A 16955-nucleotide genomic window follows, 5' to 3' on the forward strand; every position below is an offset into this window, starting at 1 on the left:
AAGATCCGTCCACCTCGGGCGGGTTACCGCCACGGCGGTTTCCCGCCCGCCCCGAACGCAGCGATCACCCCGGATTTACCGGTAGATCAGCTGCATGACTTCTTCCCCCTCCTCCGTTCCCGGCCGGGCGAGATCCGCCCGCCCAGGACGCAGAGCCCTGCTCCTGGCGACCTCGGCGGCCCTCATGGGCGGCTTGCTGGTGCCCTTCGCGGGCACCGCCGGCGCCGCCCCCGCACCGGGCGCCGACGCCGCACCGCGCTCCGGCATACGCACCGAGAGCCACACCGTCACCCTGGTCACCGGCGACGTCGTGCGGTACGTCGACGGCCCCGGCGACCAGGACACCGTCACCGTGGACCGCCCGGACGGCGCGAGCGGCGGGGTCCACATCCAGCAGGCGGGCGAGGACGTGTACGTCCTGCCCGACGAGGCCACCACGCTGATCGCGGCGGGCACCCTGGACCGGCGGCTGTTCAACGTCTCGGCCCTGGTGCGCATGGGCTACGACGACGAGGGCGCCGGCGCCATCCCGCTCATCGCCACCTACCCGGCGGCCAAGGGCGACGCGAAGGCCAAGGCCCTGCCCGCCGCCCCGCGCGGCGCGAAGAAGGTCCGCACCCTCGAATCGGTCCACGGGGCCGCGCTCACGGCCGACAAGGACGACGCGCGGACGTTCTGGAGCGCCATCACCCGTACTCCGAGCGCCCGTTCGCTCGACAGCGGGATCGCGAAACTCTGGCTGGACGGCCGCTCCGAGGCCCTGCTGACCGAGTCGGTGCCGCAGGTGAACGCCCCGCAGGCGTGGGCCGACGGCTTCGACGGCAAGGGCGCCAAGGTCGCCGTCCTGGACACCGGCATCGACGCCGACCACCCGGACGTCAAGGACCGGCTCGTCGGCTCCCGCAGCTTCATCCCGGGCGAGGAGGTCGACGACAAGAACGGCCACGGCACGCACGTCGCCTCCACCATCGCCGGATCCGGCGCGGCGTCCGACGGCGCGAACAAGGGCGTCGCCCCGGCCGCCGACCTGCTCGTCGGCAAGGTCCTCAGCGACGAGGGATCCGGCGCTGACTCCGGGATCATCGAGGCCATGGAGTGGGCGAAGGCCGAAGGGGCCGACGTCGTCTCCATGAGCCTCGGCTCCCCGGTGCCCGACGACGGCACCGACCCGATGTCCCAGGCGGTGAACTCCCTCTCGGCGGACGGCGGTCCGCTCTTCGTGATCGCGGCCGGCAACGCGTACGGGGCGGGCACCATCGGCTCGCCCGGCTCGGCGGAGCAGGCGCTCACCATCGCCGCCGTCGACAAGCAGGACGGCCGCGCCGCCTTCTCCTCCATGGGCCCGCTAGTGCGCTCCCACGGGCTGAAGCCCGACCTGTCGGCCCCCGGCGTCGACATCAACGCCGCGGCCTCGCAGTCCGTGCCCGGCATCGAGGGCCTGTACCAGTCGATGTCCGGTACGTCGATGGCGACGCCCCATGTCGCGGGCGCGGCAGCCATCCTGAAGCAGCGTCATCCCGACTGGACCGGCCAGCGCATCAAGGACGCGCTGATGACCTCGTCCAAGAAGCTCGACGCGTACACCCCGTACGAACAGGGGACCGGTCGGCTCGACGTGAAGGCGGCCATCGACACGACGATCGAGGCCACCGGCTCGGTGGAGGTCGCCTCCTACGACTGGCCGCACAGCCCGTCCGACGAGGTCGCCGAGCGCGCCATCACCTACCGCAACACGGGTGACACGGACGTCACGCTGAACCTGGCCACCGACACGGACGAAGCGGCCTACACGCTCTCCACGGACACGCTGACCGTCCCGGCCGGCGGCACCGCCGAGGCGGTTCTGTCGCTCGACCCGTCGAAGGTCGCCAACGACACCGCCTTCTCCGGCCAGGTCGTCGCCACCGACGCGGCGGACGCCACCGTCGCGCACACCGGCTTCGCGCTCACCAAGGAGAAGGAACTCCACGATCTGACGGTGAAGCTCCGCGACCGGTCGGGCAAGCCGATGGACGGCCTGGTCGTCCTCGCCGAGCTGGGCGACCCGCAGCTCGGCCTCGTCCAGATCAGCGGCGGCGAGACCACGCTGCGCCTGCCGCCCGGCAACTACACCGCCTGGTCCTCCGTCGACATCGACGGCGACCGCCCCGACTCCAAGGCGGTCGCGTTCCTCGCGGCCCCCGAGACGATCCTCACCGGCTCCACCACCGTCACCCTCGACGCCTCCAAGGCCCGCAAGGTGAGCGTGCGCACCCCGAAGGAGACCGAGACCCGCCAGCTCCGCTACGACATGGCGCGGACCTCCCCGGACGGCGTCGTCCAGCGCGACGCGTTCCAGATCCCGCTGACGTACGACCAGTTGTGGGCGAGCCCGACCAAGAAGGTCACCCAGGGCACCTTCAGCTTCCTGACCCGCTGGCGGCAGGGCGAGGAGCTGATCGACGTCGAGGCCGACGGCCGTGACGTACCGGTCCACGTCCAGGGCGGCGCGGCGGTCGCCGAGAAGAGCAGCCAGAAGCTGAAGGCGGTGTACGCGGGCAAGGGCGCACCGGCGGACTACAAGCGCCTGGACGCGCGCGGTAAGGCCGTCGTGATCACCCGCAGCGCCGACGTCACCCCCGCCGAACGCCTCGCGGCCGCGCTGGCCGCCGGAGCCAAGGCGCTGTTCGTCGTCAACGACGGACGCGGCGTGGCGATGGAGAGCTACACCCCGTACGGCGAGCAGACCACCATCCCGATCGCCTCGGTCCAGAAGTCGGCAGGCGACACGCTCATCAGGGCGGCGCAGCGCGGCAAGAAGGTCCAGGTCGACCAGAAGAAGTTCGCGGACTACCTGTACGACCTGGTGGACCGCCACGACGGCACGATCCCGGACCGCTCGCTGGCCTTCGCGCCCTCGACCCGGCAGCTGGCGAAGGTGGAGAACACCTTCTACGGCCACAAGAAGACGCTCGGCGGCGGCTACCGCTACGACATCCCGGACTACGGCCCCGGCCTCGGCTTCGAGGAGTACGAGCAGTTCCCCGGCGTCCGCACCGAGTGGGTCAACCCGCTGCCGGGCGACTCGTTCTGGTACGAGAACCACTCGGTCCTCAACGCGGAGCAGTCCGACCGGGCGCACGAGATACGCAGCGCCGAACTGGACTACCGGGCGGGCAAGGACTACCGGGCCGAGTGGTTCGCCCCGGTGACCCGCCCCCGTCTGGGCACCGGCTACTGGGGTCCGCACCGCACGGTGTACAACGACCTCCAGTTCAACATCACCCCGTGGACGGACGCGGGCGCCGGCCACTCCGGCTCGATGCCGGAGAACGAGTACGACACCACCTCGTACGCCATCCACCAGGGTGACAAGGAGCTCAAGAAGGGCGCGGGCCGGGCCGGTTACCTCGGTGACCTCGCCGCCGAGGAGCTGCCCTACCGCCTGGTGATCGACTCGCGGCGGGACGCGCAGACCTGGAAGACGTCGACCCGGACGCACTCCGAGTGGGGCTTCGTCTCCGGCGCGCTGGACGAGGGCGGCCCGTTCCAGACGGACATCCCGATGCTCCAGCTGGACTACGCCGTCGACACCGACCTGGCGGGCGACGTCCGGGCCGGACGCACCACGGAGATCGGCCTCTCCTCCACCACCCAGGAGTGGCTGCCGGGCGCGGTGAAGGCGAACAAGGCGTCGCTGTCGGTCAGTTACGACGACGGCAAGCACTGGACGAAGGTGGACCTCCGGAAGAAGAAGATCGGCGAGTGGACCGCGAAGTTCCGCACCCCGTCGAAGGGCGCGGCCTCGGTCTCGCTCAAGGCGCACGCGGAGGGCCCCGGCGGGCTCTCCGTCGACCAGGAGATCATCCGGGCCTTCGGCCTGAAGTGACCTGCTGAGCCGCTGACCTGGTCCCGCACCCCCCTCGGAGGGCGCGGGACCAGGCGCGTCAGCCCCCGGCCGGCAGTCCCGCCGGCGCCCGCCCGAACCGGGCCAGCAGATGCCAGACCTTCTTCAGATCCTGCTCCGCATGACCCCCGGACCGTACGGCGTCGCCGATGATCCGGGCGTCCAGACACCCGTCGACCGCGAGGGCCGCGCCGAGCTCGACGTACTCCGGCCCCCGGTAGCCGGGCCGGCGGCGCAGCTCGTCGACGCCGAGCCGGAACCCCTCGTGCCACTCGACGGGGCACGGCAGCTTCTCGGCCGCCTCCTCCACCGCCGTCCCCCGGTACGCCGGGTCGAGCACGAGCGCCTCCACGTCCCGGGCGAGCCGTACCGGGGCGTGGATCTGCGCCTCGATGTAGTCGTCCAGGGCGTCACGGCGGTCCGCCGCCGCCAGCTCGACCAGCCCCGACATCCGCGCCGCGACCCCGAAGCGCTCCGGCTCCGCGGCGCTGTCCGGATAGCAGAAGGTGGCCGAGCGGAGGACGTCCGCCGTCAGCCGGAAGTGCGCCGACCCGAACCGGGGCGCGGCGCCGCAGGAAGCGCGCCGGACGTCCAGCGCCCCGTAGACGGGCCGCTCGGCGGGCCCGGCCCGGTCGTACGCGCCGCCGAAGATCCGGCTCTCCCAGCGCCACCGGTCACCGCCGGGGCGCGCGGTGAGCCCGCCGTTGCTGGTTCCGGTCACGAACTGGGAGACGTACAGACCGTCCTCGCGCAGCCGTTCCAGGATCGGCCGCCCCGCCACCGTACGGTCGGGGTGGAAGTTCAGGGTGACGCGCGGTCCGGCGTCCAGGGGCGCCCCCGAGGACAGCGACGTGACGTGCTCCAGCGCCCGCCCACGGGGCGAGGTGACCGGGAGTTCGGCGTTCATCGGGACAGTGTGCCCGGGCGGCCACCGGAGGAGCACGTGAATTCCCCGGCGGGCCGGTGCGGTTGGATGTGGCCATGAGCGTTCACGACGTGGCCCGCGGGCTGCCGGGCCTATCCGCCCTCACCGATCTCTGCCGTTCCCTGGCGATGCTCGACGCGATCCTGTGTCCCGAGTGGGACCACCGCTGGCACAGCTTCGACGCGCAGTGGTCGCCGACGGAGGCGATGGCCTCCATGCGGGACGGGTCGGGCGGGGAGTACTCCGTGGTCTTCTCCGCCGACGGCGCGTACGCGCGGGGCTTCGACCACGAGTCGCCGATGAGCCCGTACGTGGACGACGTCCCCTGGCCCGGCGTCCTCGACGAGGTGCCCGCCGTGTTCCGCCGTTACGTGGACGAGCCGTCGTTCTGCGACGAGTTCGGCCTGCCCGTCGTCACCGCCTGCCTCTGGCGCGAGAGCGGCGACGACCGCTGGCGGGCGGGCAGTGTCGAGTTCCCGGAGGACGGCGAGGACTCCGACGGCGCGGACTGGCTCTTCCAGCTCCTCGTCACGGGCACCCCCGAGTCGTACCAGGAGTGGGCCGAGGACTACTTCGACCTTCCCGTCGACCTCGAAGCCGTACGCCATGTCTACGCGCTGCGGCCGCTCACCGACGAGGTGATCGCCGCGCTCGGCCCCGAGCGCGTGGCCGCCGAACTGGCCGAGGACATCAAGGAGATCGGGTATCCGGTCGGCGCGGGGGAGTGAGAGCCGGGTGGAAGTGGCGTGGCGTCAGTCCGCCTCCGGGACCGCCGGATCGCGCCGTGCCAGCGCCTCGGCCACCGGTACACCGGTCCGGGCCGCCACGGTCAGGCGGGCCCGGACCTCAGCGCCGGTGCGTGGGCGGAAGCGTGGCTGCTTGCCGCAGCCGCACGCCTCCAGGCCTTCGTAGCGCAGCCCCGCCCCCAGCACGGCCCCGACCGCGCTCCAGGCGTCGGTGTCCCGGCGCGGCGGGGGCGCGAAGTCGTGGCCCGCGCAGACCAGGGCGCGGCCGCAGTTCGGGCAGGGCTGCTCGCGGCCCTCCGCGGGATGCCGCTTGAAGCTGACGCGGCAGGGAACGCAGGCGTGGTGCAGCTTGTAGTGGACCATCGCGTAGTAGCACACAGGGCGACGGTACCGGGGCGAGGTTCTGCCCGACCACCCCGGGACCGCTTGCGCCCCCTGCTCAGCGGCCCGCCTGCAGAGCCTCCCAGGTGGCCGGGCCCACCTCGCCGTCGACGCCCAGCTTGCGGCTGGTCTGGTAGCTGCGGACCGCCGTCTCCGTGGCCGGGCCGAAGCTGCCGTCCACGCCCACGGTGGTGCCGAGCGCCGCCGTCAGGGCCCGCTGGAGCCGCTTCACCGCATCGCCCGAACTGCCCTGCTTCAGCACCGGGGTCGTGCCGGCCGACAGCAGGGCCGTCCAGGTCTTCGGGCCGACGATCCCGTCGGAGCCGAGGGAACGGGCCGTCTGGAACGCCTGCACCGCGCTCTTCGTGGTGGGGCCGAACTGCCCGTCCACCGCGCCCGGCTGGTACTTCTGCTGGGTGAGCAGCGTCTGGACGGCCGTCACCTGCGGACCCGACGAGCCGGACTGCTGGGGCGTGTACACGGGGAAGGTCAGCCCGTCGCCGCCGTTGCCCGGGTCACCGCCGATCAGCTCCATGTAGTAGTTCCAGTCCCAGTGCACACCCGGGTCGGTGTGGTCGTTGCCCGGCACCTCGCTGTGGCCGACGATGTGCGCCCGGTCCTTCGGGATATTGAACTTCGCGCTGAGGTGGGAGGTCAGCGCGGCCGACGAGCGGTACATCGCGTCGGTGAACCAGGCCGGATCGTCGACCCATCCCTCGTGCTCGATGCCGACGGACGAGGCGTTGGCACTGCGCGCGTGCCACGCCGTGTCCTTGTCCCGGACCGTCTGGGTGACCTCGCCGTCCGAGGACCGGATCACATAGTGGGCGCTGACCTGGGACTCCGGGTTCTGGAACCAGCTGATGGAGCCCGCGTACGAGCCCTGCGTGACATGGACGACCACCTTGTCGACGGTCGCCGTGCGGTCGACAGCGAAGTTCGCCGAGTGGGCGGGCACCCAGCGCGCCGAGGGGTAGTCCTCGCTCTGGACGTAGACGTCGGACGCCGACAGTTCGCCCTTGTCCGGGGCGACCGGGCGGGAGGGCACCCGCACCTCCTCGCCGCCGGACACCTGCGCGGCCACACCCTCCGCGAGGAACGTGAAGACCGCGTCCGCGTAGAGCGCCGCGGCAGGACCCTCGGCGGCGCTGTAGCGGGCCACCGCCGGATACCAGGCGTTGACGTCCCGGCGCTCGGCGGCGTCCAGGCCCAGCGCGTCCGCGTGGTCGCGCAGGACGGCAGCGCCGCCGAGGATGTTGGCCGTCGTGTCCCGGCGCAGCCGGGCCGCGCTCTCGCCGGTCAGCTCGGAGGCCTTTTCCAGCGAGCGGTTGACGGGGTTGCTCGCCAGGTGCATCACGCCGTAGCCGTTCGCCTGGCTGGGCGCTCCGGCATGACCGTTCAACCGGGACTCGCCGTAGCCGACGGCGGCCAGCAGATCGCGCGGTACGCCGTACTCCCGGGCCGCCTCGGCGAAGGCGCGGTTCACCGGGTCGGCCGTGTCCGCCCGTGGGGCGGCGCTCGCCGGGTGTCCGGTCGCGAGGAGGGCCGCGGCGGTGAGGACGGCCAGGGCGCCGAAGCGGGCCCGGGTCCGGGCGGCGATGCGTGGAGGCATGGGGTCTCCTGCTCTGTGGGGAGAAGAGAAAAGCCCTCGGGCCCGGGTGGGCCAGAGGGATGCCGAACCCGGCCAGGCTATCGACATGAGCAGGGCATAACAACGCGGCGCGCGGGCGATTCGGCTGGCAACATCCTGCAGAATCAAGGGAGTTGGGCCTTTCGGCGGACAGGCCCTCCTCTCACCCCTGCCGGGTGGACCCTCACCCCCTGCCGGGTGACGGGGCGTCACCCGGCAGGGGGTCGCCGCCGAGGGGCGCGGAGGCCGGCCGCTACCAGCGGTCGCGGTGGATGACGTCCGCCACCGGCCGCCGCCGGACGGGCCCGAAGTTGCCCGCGGGCCACCCCACCGGAACGGCGGCGAACGTCGCCATGTCCTCAGGGATGCCCAGCTCCTTCTTCCACTCCTGCTCCAGCATCAGATGCCAGATGGTGATGTTCGCCGCGAGCCCGAGACCCCGGGCCGCGAGCAGCAGGTTCTGCACCCCCGGATAGACGCAGGAGCCCTCGGCCAGCGCCTGGAAGCGCGTCTGCGTGGTCATCATGTGCTCCGTGCCCGCCGGGCCGAGCGCCCGCGCCGAGGCCGCGAGCCCCTCCTCGTCCAGCCGCGGCTCGGGGAACCGGTAGCACGGCACGATCAGCACCGGGGTGTCGGCGAAGTGGTCGCGCTGATGCTCGATCGCCGCGACCATCCGGCCGTACGCCGCCTCGTCCATGCCCTCCGGGGCGTACTTCCCGGTCGTCGCCAGATACGCGTCCACGCACCGTTTCCACAGCGGGGCGAGCCGGGCCATCACCTGGCGGTCGGTCACCACCACGTACTCGTAACACTGCATGTTGCCGCCGCTGGGGCCCCAGACGGCGGCCTGTATCAGCTGCCCGACCGTCTCGTCCGGCACCGGGTCCGGCTTGAGACGGCGCATGGCGCGCATGGTGGACATGGTGGCGAAGAGAGCGGGGCCGCCGAGGGCGGAGGGGTCGGCCTGAACCGTTTCCATGGTCATGATCGCGGAGTTTACGGTTCGGACCGGCGCGCCATAAGGGCCCTCGGCGGCCGGTCCGTGCGGCCCGCCGCTCCCGCCTCAGCGCCGCGTCAGCCGGACGACCGGGATGTCCCGCTCGGTGCCCGCCTGATACTCCCCGTAGCGCGGGAACAGCTCCACCAGACCCGGCCAGACCCGCGCCTTCTCCCCGGCCGGCAGTGTCGCTGCGACCGCGCCGAACCGCTCGGTGTTCACCCGGAGTTCGACCTCCGGGTTCGCCTGGAGGTTGAGATACCACAGCGGCGGCCGGTCCGAGCCGCCGTTGGACGCCACGATCAGATAGTCCTCGCCGTCCCGCCCGTACATCAGCACCGTGCGCCGCACCGTCCCGCTGCGCCGGCCCACGTAATCCATCAGCAGACACGGCACCCCGAGCTGCGTGGTGCCCTTCGTGCCGCCCGAGGACTCGTAGAGCTCGGCCTGCCGGGCGACCCAGTCGGCGGGGCTCGGCGCGACCTCCGCGGTGCCGTCCTGATCGCCGTCCTGCTCGGCCGTCATCGGTTTCTCCTTTTCTCGTGCCGTCCCGTACGGGCTCCGCCTCCATCCTGGCACCCGCCCGCGCCGCACCCCGGATTCGTACACCTGGACACCCCTCCCACCGCACGGGGGAACGGGGACCGGTAACCCGGCCGCGAAGGCGTATAAAGGGTCCTTCCGGAGCAGCCGGCGTCCCCCGATGGCCCCTCCCCCCACCTCCCCTCACGCGGCAGGCGTCACCGCGTCACCGATCCCAGGAGCGCCAATGAGCACTTCGGAAGAGATCAGCGCCCTGCTGGTAGCGAAGTTCGGAACCGACCCCGAGGCCATCCGCCCCGATGTTCCGCTGCACCGGCTGCGGCTGGACTCCCTCGCGCTGGAGGAGCTGCGGCTGCACATCGAGGAGCGGCTGGACGTGGACCTGGAGGACGTCGCGCTGACCTCGCGCGACACCGTCGGGCGGCTCATCGAAACCGTCGACGGGAAGGTCACCGCATGAGCGCGGTCACCGCACCGCCCTACCGCCGGGCCCCGCTCACCCCGTTCGCCGCGGCCGTCACCGGCGTCGGCCTCGTCACCGCCGCCGGTACGGGCGTGGACGCCGCCTGGCACGGTGTCACCGAGGGCCTCGCGCCGTCCGCCGGCCACCGGCCCGAACTGGCCGATCTGCCCTGCGACTTCTTCTACTCCGTCACCGACTGCGACCCGGGGGCCGTCCTCGGCGTGGCCGCCCAGCGGCTGATGGACCGCTTCTCCCAGCTCGCCGTCATCGCCGCCCGCGAGGCCGTCGCCGACGCCGGGCTCGACCCGTCGGTCTGGGACAGCGGCCGCGTCGGCATCGTCATCGGCTCCGCCCACGGCGGACTGCCCTTCTACGACGAGCAGCACGCCGCCCTCGCCACGCGCGGCCCTCGCCGGGTCTCCCCGAAACTCGCCCCGCTCAGCGTCGTCAACGGCGCGGCCAGCAGCGTCAGCCTGGACCTCGGCGTCCACGGACCCAGCCAGGCCGTCTCCACCGCCTGCTCCTCCGGCACCGTCGCCATCGGCACCGCCCACCAGATGCTCCGCTCCGGGGCCTGCGACATCGTCATCGCGGGCGGCGCGGAATCCACCTGCACCCGCCTCCTGATCGCCAGCGCCTGCAGCCTCAAGGCCGTCTCCACCCGTCGTGAGGACCCGGCGGCCGCCTGCCGCCCCTTCGACATCCACCGCGACGGCTTCGTCGTCGGCGAGGGCGCCGGGATCGTGGTCCTGGAACACCCGGACCACGCCCGCGCCCGGGGCGCCGCCGTCCGCGCCCAGGTGAGCGGTTACGGAGCCTCCAGCGACGCCCACTCCGCCGTCGCCCCGGACCCCGAGGGCCTCGGCATCGAACGCGCCCTGCGCACCGCGCTCGCCGACGCGGGGATCGCCCCGGCCGACGTCGGGCACGTCAACGCGCACGGCACCTCGACGCTCTCCAACGACCTGATCGAGGCGACGATGCTCCGCCGGGTCCTCGGCGAGAGCCCCCTGGTGACCTCCACCAAGGCGATGACCGGCCACACCCTCGGCGCGGCGGGCGGCATCGAGACCGCGCTCACCGTGCTCGCCCTCCAGCACCAACTGGTCCCGCCCACCGTCAACCTGGACGCCCCGGACCCGCAGATCGAGATGGACGTCGTCGCCAAGGAGGCCCGCGGCGCCTCCTTCGACTGCGCGGTCAAGACCTCGCTCGGCTTCGGCGGGCACAACGCGGCACTCGTCCTCACCAGGGCCTGACCCGAAGGGAGTTGGGCAACCACCATGCCCGAGGAGATCATCCGTACGCTGTCGGTGGACGGCGTGCGGTACAGCTACCGCGTCCTGCGTCACGACTCCGACAGCGGCGCCCCTCTCACGGAACCCGCGCTCGTCCTCGGCGGCGCCCTCCAAGGCATGTACGGCTGGCCGCAGATGGACGACCATCTCGGCCCGGCCACCGATGTGGTCACCGCCGACCTGCCCGGCATGGGCTCCGCCGACCCGCTCCCGCCCGGCCCCAGCGCCGACCTCCTGCGCCGGGCGGTCCTGGCGATCGCCGACGACATCGGCGCCCCCCGGCTGAACCTCTTCGGCTTCTCGTACGGCACCGCCATCGCCTTCGGCTTCGCCCAGCTCCACCCCGAGCGGGTCGCCCGGCTCGCCCTCGGCGGCGTACCGCTCCATATCGACGAGGCCCAGGTGGAGCGCTGGGAGCGGGCGCGGGAGGTGCTGGCGGGCGGGGACCGCGAGGGCTTCGCGGCGATGGCCGCCGACGCGCTGATGTGCCTCGATCCCGAACGGACCGTGCACCGGCGGGAGTTGGCCCGCCGCTATGTACGCCGCTCGTTCCTGCACGCGCTCACCCATTCGCCGCACGCGACCAGCTCGCTCTACCGGGCGCTGGCCGACCGGCCGGACTTCTCCGGCGGGCTGAGCGGTGTGCCGGCGCTGGTCTTCGCCGGGGAGCACGACACGGTGACCCCGCCCGAGCGGCAACGGGAGTTCGCGGCGACGATCGAGGGCAGCCGGTTCCTGACGATTCCGGAGTCCGACCACTGGGTGGTCCTGGAGCGGGCCGTCGAGGTCTCTGAGCTGGTGTCAGGGTTCTTCCTGGAGGGGACGGCCGCTGCCGCCCCCGTCAGCCTGCCCCGGCAGGCGGGTGCCCCGGTGGGGCGGATCTGACGGTCCGCCCCACCGGGGATCGGCCTCAGAACCGGAAACCGTCGACCTTCACCCGCACCACCTGCGGGTCGTGGTCGCTCGCCTGGTCGGCGAACTCGGCGTTGATGTGCACCACGTCGTAGTCGAGACGCCGGATGCCGGGGCTCGTCAGGATGTGGTCCAGCGTCTGCGAGTTGCCGTCGAAGACATAGCTGTACCGCTCCGACGCGGGAAGCGTCGTGATCAGCGGCTTGAGCACCTTGCCCTTGGTCAGCGCCTTCATCGTCGGGGAGAACTCGAAGTCGTTGAAGTCCCCGAGCGCCACGACGTGCGCCGACCTGTCGGTCTTCAGCAGTGAGGTGACGAAGGTGTTGACCTCGGCGGCCTGCTGGATCCGCTTCGTCTCCGAGGAGCGCGTCGGCTCCTGGTAGCGGCCGTGCAGCGGCTGGTCGCCGCCCTTGGACGCGAAGTGGTTGCCGATGACGAAGACCGGCTTGCCCCGGAAGACGAACTCGCCCACCAGCGGCTTGCGGCTGTCCGCCCACGCCGCGCTCGCCGGGTTGATCCGGCCGGGCGAGGCGGAGAGCCTGACGCCCTTCCCCGCCTTCACGGCCTCCACCGCCGTGGTGGCGTCGCCGCCCGGACGGTCGGTGAAGGAGACCCGCTTCGGGTTGTAGAGGAAGACGTTGCGGATGTTGCCGCCGGGCTCGCCGCCGTCCTTGTTGTTCTCGGGGGCGATGTAGCGCCAGGCGTAACGCGGCCCGCCCTGCGCGACGATCGCGTCCGTGAACCGCTTCAGCGTGGCCTCGGACCCCACCGTGCCGTCGTTCACCGCACCGTTGTCGTCCTGGATCTCCTCCAGCGAGACGATGTCGGGGGAGGACAGATTGACCGCGACGCCCTCGGCCAGGGTGTCGAACTTGGTCTGCTCGTCGCCCGCGTCGAGGTTCTCCACGTTGTACGTGGCGACCGCCAGCTCGTCCTTCTTCTGCTTGCGGGTCACCTCGCGCCGCAGCTTCTTGTCGACGACCGTGCCCAGCTCGGTGGCCTGCACGTTGTAGCCGCCGTACGAGGCGTAGTCGAGGACGCCGGTGGTGCGGCCCTTGAGGACGTCGCCGACGTTCGCGGTCGGCACCGGCCGCGCCGGGTCCAGGGACATCACCTTGAGCCGGCCGGTGTTCTGGTCCTCGTACGAGGCGTAGAGCGTGCCGCCGCGCCGGGTCGGGTTCTCCTTGGGCTTGACCGTCACCCAGATCTCGTCGTACGGGGTCGTCGCCCCGGTCACCCGGGTGTCGGCGATCCGGACCCGGGAGCCCTCCAGCGCCTCGTACAGGTCCAGGGCGTAGCGCTTCGGGTTCAGGGGCAGCGCGTCGATCGCCCCGCCGTCCGCCGAGGGCACGTAGCGGCCGGGCACCGAGCGGGCGTCGAGGACGACCGGGGCGGGCAGCGCGTTGCCGGAGGAGAGCACGGTGGTGCGCGGTGCGGTGATCTGGGTGAGCGACTGGGTGCCGGTGGCCGGGTAGTACTCCGCGACCTTTCCGCTGACCAGGACCGCGTCCCCGACCGCCACGGCCGGCGCGGCGGAGCCGGTGTAGACGAACAGGCCCTCGCTCGTGCGCGGGTCGTTGTCGGGTGCGGTGTCCTGGATCCAGAAGCCGCGCGAACCGCTGGCCCGTACGCCGGTGACGACGCCCGGGACGCCGTCGACCGTCGCGCCGTCGAGCGGGGAGACCCGTGTGGTGCCCTGGATGTCGTGGATCCGTACGTCACCGGGCTCGGTGGGGCCGGGCTCCTCGGGCTCCTGACCGCCGCCCGACGTCTCGCCCTTCGCGTTGACCGGGGTCGGGGCGCCCGCGGCGAGGTCGGCCGCGTTGTCGTCGGTGTCGGCGAGCGAGGCGGCCCGCGCCACGGACGCGGTGGCCGAGGCGCCGGGGACCGGGCCGCTGCCCTCCCGGACGACCGCGGAACCGTAACCGACCAGATCGACGATCCGGGTGTCCGCCGCACAGTCCGCCGCCGACTTGCAGGTCAGCGGGGCCGTCCCGGAGACCAGGGCGACGGTGCCGCTGCCCGCCGCCATGGCGACCGTGCCGGTGGCGTCGGCGGTGGGCAGTGCGACCGTGCCGCCGGTGCCCGCGGCCTGGGCGACCAGATAGCGGCCGCCGGGCGCGATCGACCCGGTCAGCTCGGACACCTGCCACTGCGAGCCGGCCGACGGGCTGCCCGGCAGGTACTGGACGCTGAGGCCGCCGACCTCGAAGGGCGCGGAGCCGGCGTTGGCCAGCTCCACGAAGTCCCGGGTCAGTGTCGCGCCGGAGTTGCCCCCGCCGCCGTACACCTCGGAGATGACGGCGGTGGCGGACGGGGCCGCCTGGGCGGCGGGCAGGGCGGTCACCGCGAGAGCGACGGCGACGGCGCCGGTCAGCAGGACGGAACCGGATCGGTATATCTGCACGGGAGGTGCCCCCAACTGAACTGAGTAGTAGGGGCAAAAGCTATGCGCGTAGAACAGGGCATGACAAGGCATCATCGGTTAATTCCCGGCATCGTCCGGATGGAGGGCAGGTCTCACCGCCCCGCCCCGATCGCCGCACCCCCGCTTCGTACGCCCGCCATACGCCTGTCACATGCGGCAATACCCGGGCAACACGCCCTGCTGAGACGGCCGTCCACCATGCGGTCAACGGTTTGACCGGGTTACGCCGTTCCGGCTACGTTGCGCGCCATGCAGCGATCCGCACACCTGACGACGCGAGGTCATGTCGACCTGAAGCGCGTGTGCTCCGCGGCGTGTCACCGGGCCTGAACGCCACCCGCCCCGCCGTGACCGCCGCCGGAGCCCTTCCGGTGTGCGTGCACCCCCGGGCAACCGTTCCACGGGACAAGCCGAACCCGCTCCGGCCCGGCGCCGGCGGGGCCTCGGCACGAGGCTCCGTCCGGACGCCTTCCCGCACGGCCCGCTGCCATCGAGGACCTGTGAAGACACCTGTGAAGCGTCCGCCCGTGCCCGCCCGCCGCCCCGCCCCGCTGCGCCGCTCGGACATCCCGGCCGCCGCGCCCGCCCGCCGCGTCTCCGGCACCGGCTCCGGCTCCGTGCTGAGCGCCATCCTCGACCACGGGCCCGTCGCCCGGTCCACCGTCGCCCGGCTCACCGGCCTCTCCCCGGCGGCGGTCACCGGCCACGTCGGGCAACTGCTGGCACGCGGGCTCGTCCGCGAAGGTGCGGAGACCGCCGGGCCCAAAGGGCTCGGCCGCCCCCACATCCCCGTCGAGATCGACACCGGCCGCTATCTGGTCGCCGGGGCCCACGTCGCCGTCGCGCACTCCACCGTCGCGCTGATGGACCTGCGCGGCCGGATCGTCGCCGAGGACCGGCAGCCGCACGCGATCGGCGCGATGGGCCCGTACGCCACCGTCCCCGGCGGCTCCCCGCGCGGACTCGCCAGCGGTCCCGCCCTGCTGCGCGACCTCGCCGACCGGCTGCCCCGGCTCGTCGAGTCGCACGCCGCCGGGCGGACCGTCCTCGCCCTCGGCTTCGCCACCGGCCACCGGGTGGACCCCGCCGCCGGAGTCGTCGTCGAGCATCCGCACCTGGGCTGGCGGAACGTCCCGGTGCGCGAGATCCTCGAAGCCGCCACCGGCCTCCCGGTCCATGTGGACAGCCACTCCCGGGCGTTGGCCCGCGCCGAGCAGCTGTTCGGCGAGGCGTCGACCCGGGCCAGCACCGTCCTGCTCTTCGTCGGAGCCGTGGTGGACGCCGCGTTCGCCAGCTCCGGAACCATGCACCTGGGGCCCCGCTCCGGTGCGGGCAGCGTGGCCCATCTGCCGCTGGGGGCAGGCGGATCGGGCGGGGCCGAGCCCTGTTCCTGCGGCCGCACCGGCTGCCTCCAGTCGGAGGTCTCCGAGCGGGCCATGGTGCGCCGCGCCGCCGAACAGGGCCTGTACGTCGGCTCGTTCACCGAACTGCTCGACGGGGCCCTGGCCGGGGACCCGCGTGCGCTCGCGCTCTTCCGCCGCCGGGCCCTGCTCGTCGGCCGGGCGGCCGCCCTGCTGCTGGACATGTTCGACCCGGAGGTCCTCGTGGTCGTCGAGCCGGGAGCGGGCCGGATCCCGGAGTGCCTGGCGGACCTGCGGGCGGAGGTCGCGCAGCGCTCCTGGGTCTGCGACGACCCCGAACGGGCCGTGGTGCCGAGCAGCTTCACCGGATCGGTGCTGGCCACGGCGGGCGGCGCGGTGGCGCTCGGCGCGCTGTACACGGACCCGCTGGGACCCTGGCCCGCGCTGCCCGCGGTGTCCTGAACCCGGTTCCTGAACCCGGTGTCCTGAACACGGCGGCCGGCCCCTGTTCCCGGCCGGCGCGGAACCCGACTTAATTCAGAACGTTGCATTGTTGACCGGCCCGACAGACCCACAGGACAATGGATTCATGACCAGCCGACAGCGTATTCAGCAGAGCGTGCCCCGCACGGCTCGCCGCTGTCGCACGGCTGCGCCGGTGAGGGTTTTCTCCCGGCTCTCCGCGCTCTGTCGTCGTCGCCGCTGTCCGGGTTCCCGATAAACCCAGCCGACTTCCGAGCGGATTTCGTCACGGACCGGTCCTCGCGGGATATTGCCTTTCCCGGCGTGTGATCCGTGCTGTCCGCCCGTGCCCCCGTGCCCCCGTGCCCCCGTGCGCCCATTTCCCGCTTTCCCCTCCTTCCCCTCCGGGAGAGACCTTGACCGTCACCGTGCCCTCCTATGCCCCCGCCTACGCCCCCGACCGTTTCAAGCAGGTGTTCCGCCGCTATCCGGCGGGCGTGGTCGTCGTCACCGCCGACTCCGGCCGCGGGCCCGTCGGATTCACCGCCACCTCGCTCACCTCGCTCTCCCTGAACCCGCCGCTGGTCTCGTTCGGCATCGGCACCACCACCTCCTCCTGGCCCCATGTCGAGGTGGCGTCCTCCACCGTCGTCAACTTCCTCGGAGCCGACCAGGAATCCCTCGCCCGCACCTTCGCCACCAGCGGCATCGACCGGTTCGCCGCCCCCACCGCCTGGCGGCGGCTCCCGGAGGGCGAGCCCGTGCTCGACGGCGTGGCCGGCTGGCTGCGCCTGGAGACCGAACAGATCGTGCCCGCCGGCGACCACCGGATCGTCATCGCCCGGGTCACCGACTCCTGGCTCGACGAGGGCCGCAGCCCGCTGCTGTTCCACGACGGCACCTACCACTCCCTCTGAAACACA

The 16955-nt window shown here is 72.6% G+C and carries 13 protein-coding genes; 7 read left to right on the forward strand and 6 right to left on the reverse strand.

The features are described from left to right. Window positions 1-94: 94 nt before the first annotated feature. Window positions 95-3868, forward strand: coding sequence for a S8 family peptidase (locus ACIQPT_RS03970; protein ID WP_401152457.1), 3774 nt, complete (start codon window positions 95-97; stop codon window positions 3866-3868). 58 nt (window positions 3869-3926) lie between these two features. Here ACIQPT_RS03970 and ACIQPT_RS03975 read toward each other — a convergent pair whose 3' ends face one another. Further along, window positions 3927-4793, reverse strand: a complete 867-nt coding sequence (locus ACIQPT_RS03975) for a DUF3626 domain-containing protein (RefSeq protein WP_401152459.1) — start codon at window positions 4791-4793, stop codon at window positions 3927-3929. 74 nt (window positions 4794-4867) lie between these two features. Between ACIQPT_RS03975 and ACIQPT_RS03980 the strand changes: the two genes are divergently transcribed. After that, on the forward strand, window positions 4868-5539 hold the full coding sequence (locus ACIQPT_RS03980) for a hypothetical protein (RefSeq protein WP_401152462.1): 672 nt from the start codon (window positions 4868-4870) through the stop codon (window positions 5537-5539). A gap of 24 nt (window positions 5540-5563) precedes the next feature. Here ACIQPT_RS03980 and ACIQPT_RS03985 read toward each other — a convergent pair whose 3' ends face one another. From ACIQPT_RS03985 to ACIQPT_RS04000, 4 genes are all read right to left on the reverse strand, one after another. After that, complete coding sequence (locus ACIQPT_RS03985; protein ID WP_401152464.1) at window positions 5564-5935, reverse strand: hypothetical protein; 372 nt, start codon at window positions 5933-5935, stop codon at window positions 5564-5566. Window positions 5936-5996: 61 nt separating this feature from the next. Beyond that, window positions 5997-7550 (reverse strand): peptidoglycan-binding protein, encoded by a 1554-nt coding sequence (locus ACIQPT_RS03990; RefSeq protein WP_401152467.1) that lies wholly within the window; start codon window positions 7548-7550, stop codon window positions 5997-5999. A gap of 271 nt (window positions 7551-7821) precedes the next feature. Continuing rightward, on the reverse strand, window positions 7822-8553 hold the full coding sequence (locus ACIQPT_RS03995) for a nitroreductase family protein (RefSeq protein WP_401152470.1): 732 nt from the start codon (window positions 8551-8553) through the stop codon (window positions 7822-7824). A 78-nt stretch (window positions 8554-8631) separates the two neighbouring features. Further along, on the reverse strand, window positions 8632-9090 hold the full coding sequence (locus tag ACIQPT_RS04000) for a nitroreductase family deazaflavin-dependent oxidoreductase (RefSeq protein ID WP_401152472.1): 459 nt from the start codon (window positions 9088-9090) through the stop codon (window positions 8632-8634). A gap of 244 nt (window positions 9091-9334) precedes the next feature. On the opposite strand from ACIQPT_RS04000, the gene ACIQPT_RS04005 reads away from it, so the two are divergent. Genes ACIQPT_RS04005 through ACIQPT_RS04015 form a run of 3 tightly spaced genes read left to right on the forward strand, consistent with a single transcriptional unit; the run spans window position 9335 to window position 11754 of the window. Beyond that, complete coding sequence (locus tag ACIQPT_RS04005) at window positions 9335-9568, forward strand: acyl carrier protein (RefSeq protein WP_401152475.1); 234 nt, start codon at window positions 9335-9337, stop codon at window positions 9566-9568. Further along, entirely contained in the window at window positions 9565-10830 is a 1266-nt protein-coding gene (locus ACIQPT_RS04010) for a beta-ketoacyl-[acyl-carrier-protein] synthase family protein (RefSeq protein ID WP_401152476.1), read from the forward strand. The genes ACIQPT_RS04005 and ACIQPT_RS04010 overlap by 4 nt, the downstream gene beginning before the upstream one ends. A gap of 24 nt (window positions 10831-10854) precedes the next feature. Continuing rightward, a complete protein-coding gene (locus ACIQPT_RS04015) occupies window positions 10855-11754 on the forward strand; it encodes an alpha/beta fold hydrolase (RefSeq protein ID WP_401152478.1) in 900 nt (299 codons plus the stop codon). 25 nt (window positions 11755-11779) lie between these two features. On the opposite strand, the gene ACIQPT_RS04020 is transcribed toward ACIQPT_RS04015, so the two are convergent. After that, complete coding sequence (locus tag ACIQPT_RS04020; protein WP_401152480.1) at window positions 11780-14188, reverse strand: endonuclease/exonuclease/phosphatase family protein; 2409 nt, start codon at window positions 14186-14188, stop codon at window positions 11780-11782. 533 nt (window positions 14189-14721) lie between these two features. Between ACIQPT_RS04020 and ACIQPT_RS04025 the strand changes: the two genes are divergently transcribed. Both ACIQPT_RS04025 and ACIQPT_RS04030 read left to right on the forward strand, forming a co-directional pair. Further along, the gene (locus tag ACIQPT_RS04025; RefSeq protein ID WP_401152482.1) at window positions 14722-16032 is read left to right on the forward strand and encodes an ROK family protein; all 1311 of its coding nucleotides are present in this window, start codon (window positions 14722-14724) and stop codon (window positions 16030-16032) included. Between the two features lie 416 nt (window positions 16033-16448). Beyond that, complete coding sequence (locus ACIQPT_RS04030; RefSeq protein WP_401152484.1) at window positions 16449-16949, forward strand: flavin reductase family protein; 501 nt, start codon at window positions 16449-16451, stop codon at window positions 16947-16949. Window positions 16950-16955 lie beyond the last annotated feature (6 nt).

It is taken from the genome of Streptomyces sp. NPDC091289 (assembly GCF_044757365.1).
GTDB lineage: Bacteria > Actinomycetota > Actinomycetes > Streptomycetales > Streptomycetaceae > Streptomyces.

Bases quoted from the DNA above. Each gene is read 5' to 3' on its own strand.
- ACIQPT_RS03980 (WP_401152462.1), top strand. From the start codon at position 4,868: ATGAGCGTTCACGACGTGGCCCGCGGGCTGCCGGGCCTATCCGCCCTC.
- ACIQPT_RS04015 (WP_401152478.1), top strand. From the start codon at position 10,855: ATGCCCGAGGAGATCATCCGTACGCTGTCGGTGGACGGCGTGCGGTAC.
- ACIQPT_RS04000 (WP_401152472.1), bottom strand. From the start codon at position 9,090: ATGACGGCCGAGCAGGACGGCGATCAGGACGGCACCGCGGAGGTCGCG.
- ACIQPT_RS03990 (WP_401152467.1), bottom strand. From the start codon at position 7,550: ATGCCTCCACGCATCGCCGCCCGGACCCGGGCCCGCTTCGGCGCCCTG.
- ACIQPT_RS04005 (WP_401152475.1), top strand. From the start codon at position 9,335: ATGAGCACTTCGGAAGAGATCAGCGCCCTGCTGGTAGCGAAGTTCGGA.
- ACIQPT_RS04010 (WP_401152476.1), top strand. From the start codon at position 9,565: ATGAGCGCGGTCACCGCACCGCCCTACCGCCGGGCCCCGCTCACCCCG.
- ACIQPT_RS03995 (WP_401152470.1), bottom strand. From the start codon at position 8,553: ATGACCATGGAAACGGTTCAGGCCGACCCCTCCGCCCTCGGCGGCCCC.
- ACIQPT_RS03975 (WP_401152459.1), bottom strand. From the start codon at position 4,793: ATGAACGCCGAACTCCCGGTCACCTCGCCCCGTGGGCGGGCGCTGGAG.
- ACIQPT_RS03970 (WP_401152457.1), top strand. From the start codon at position 95: ATGACTTCTTCCCCCTCCTCCGTTCCCGGCCGGGCGAGATCCGCCCGC.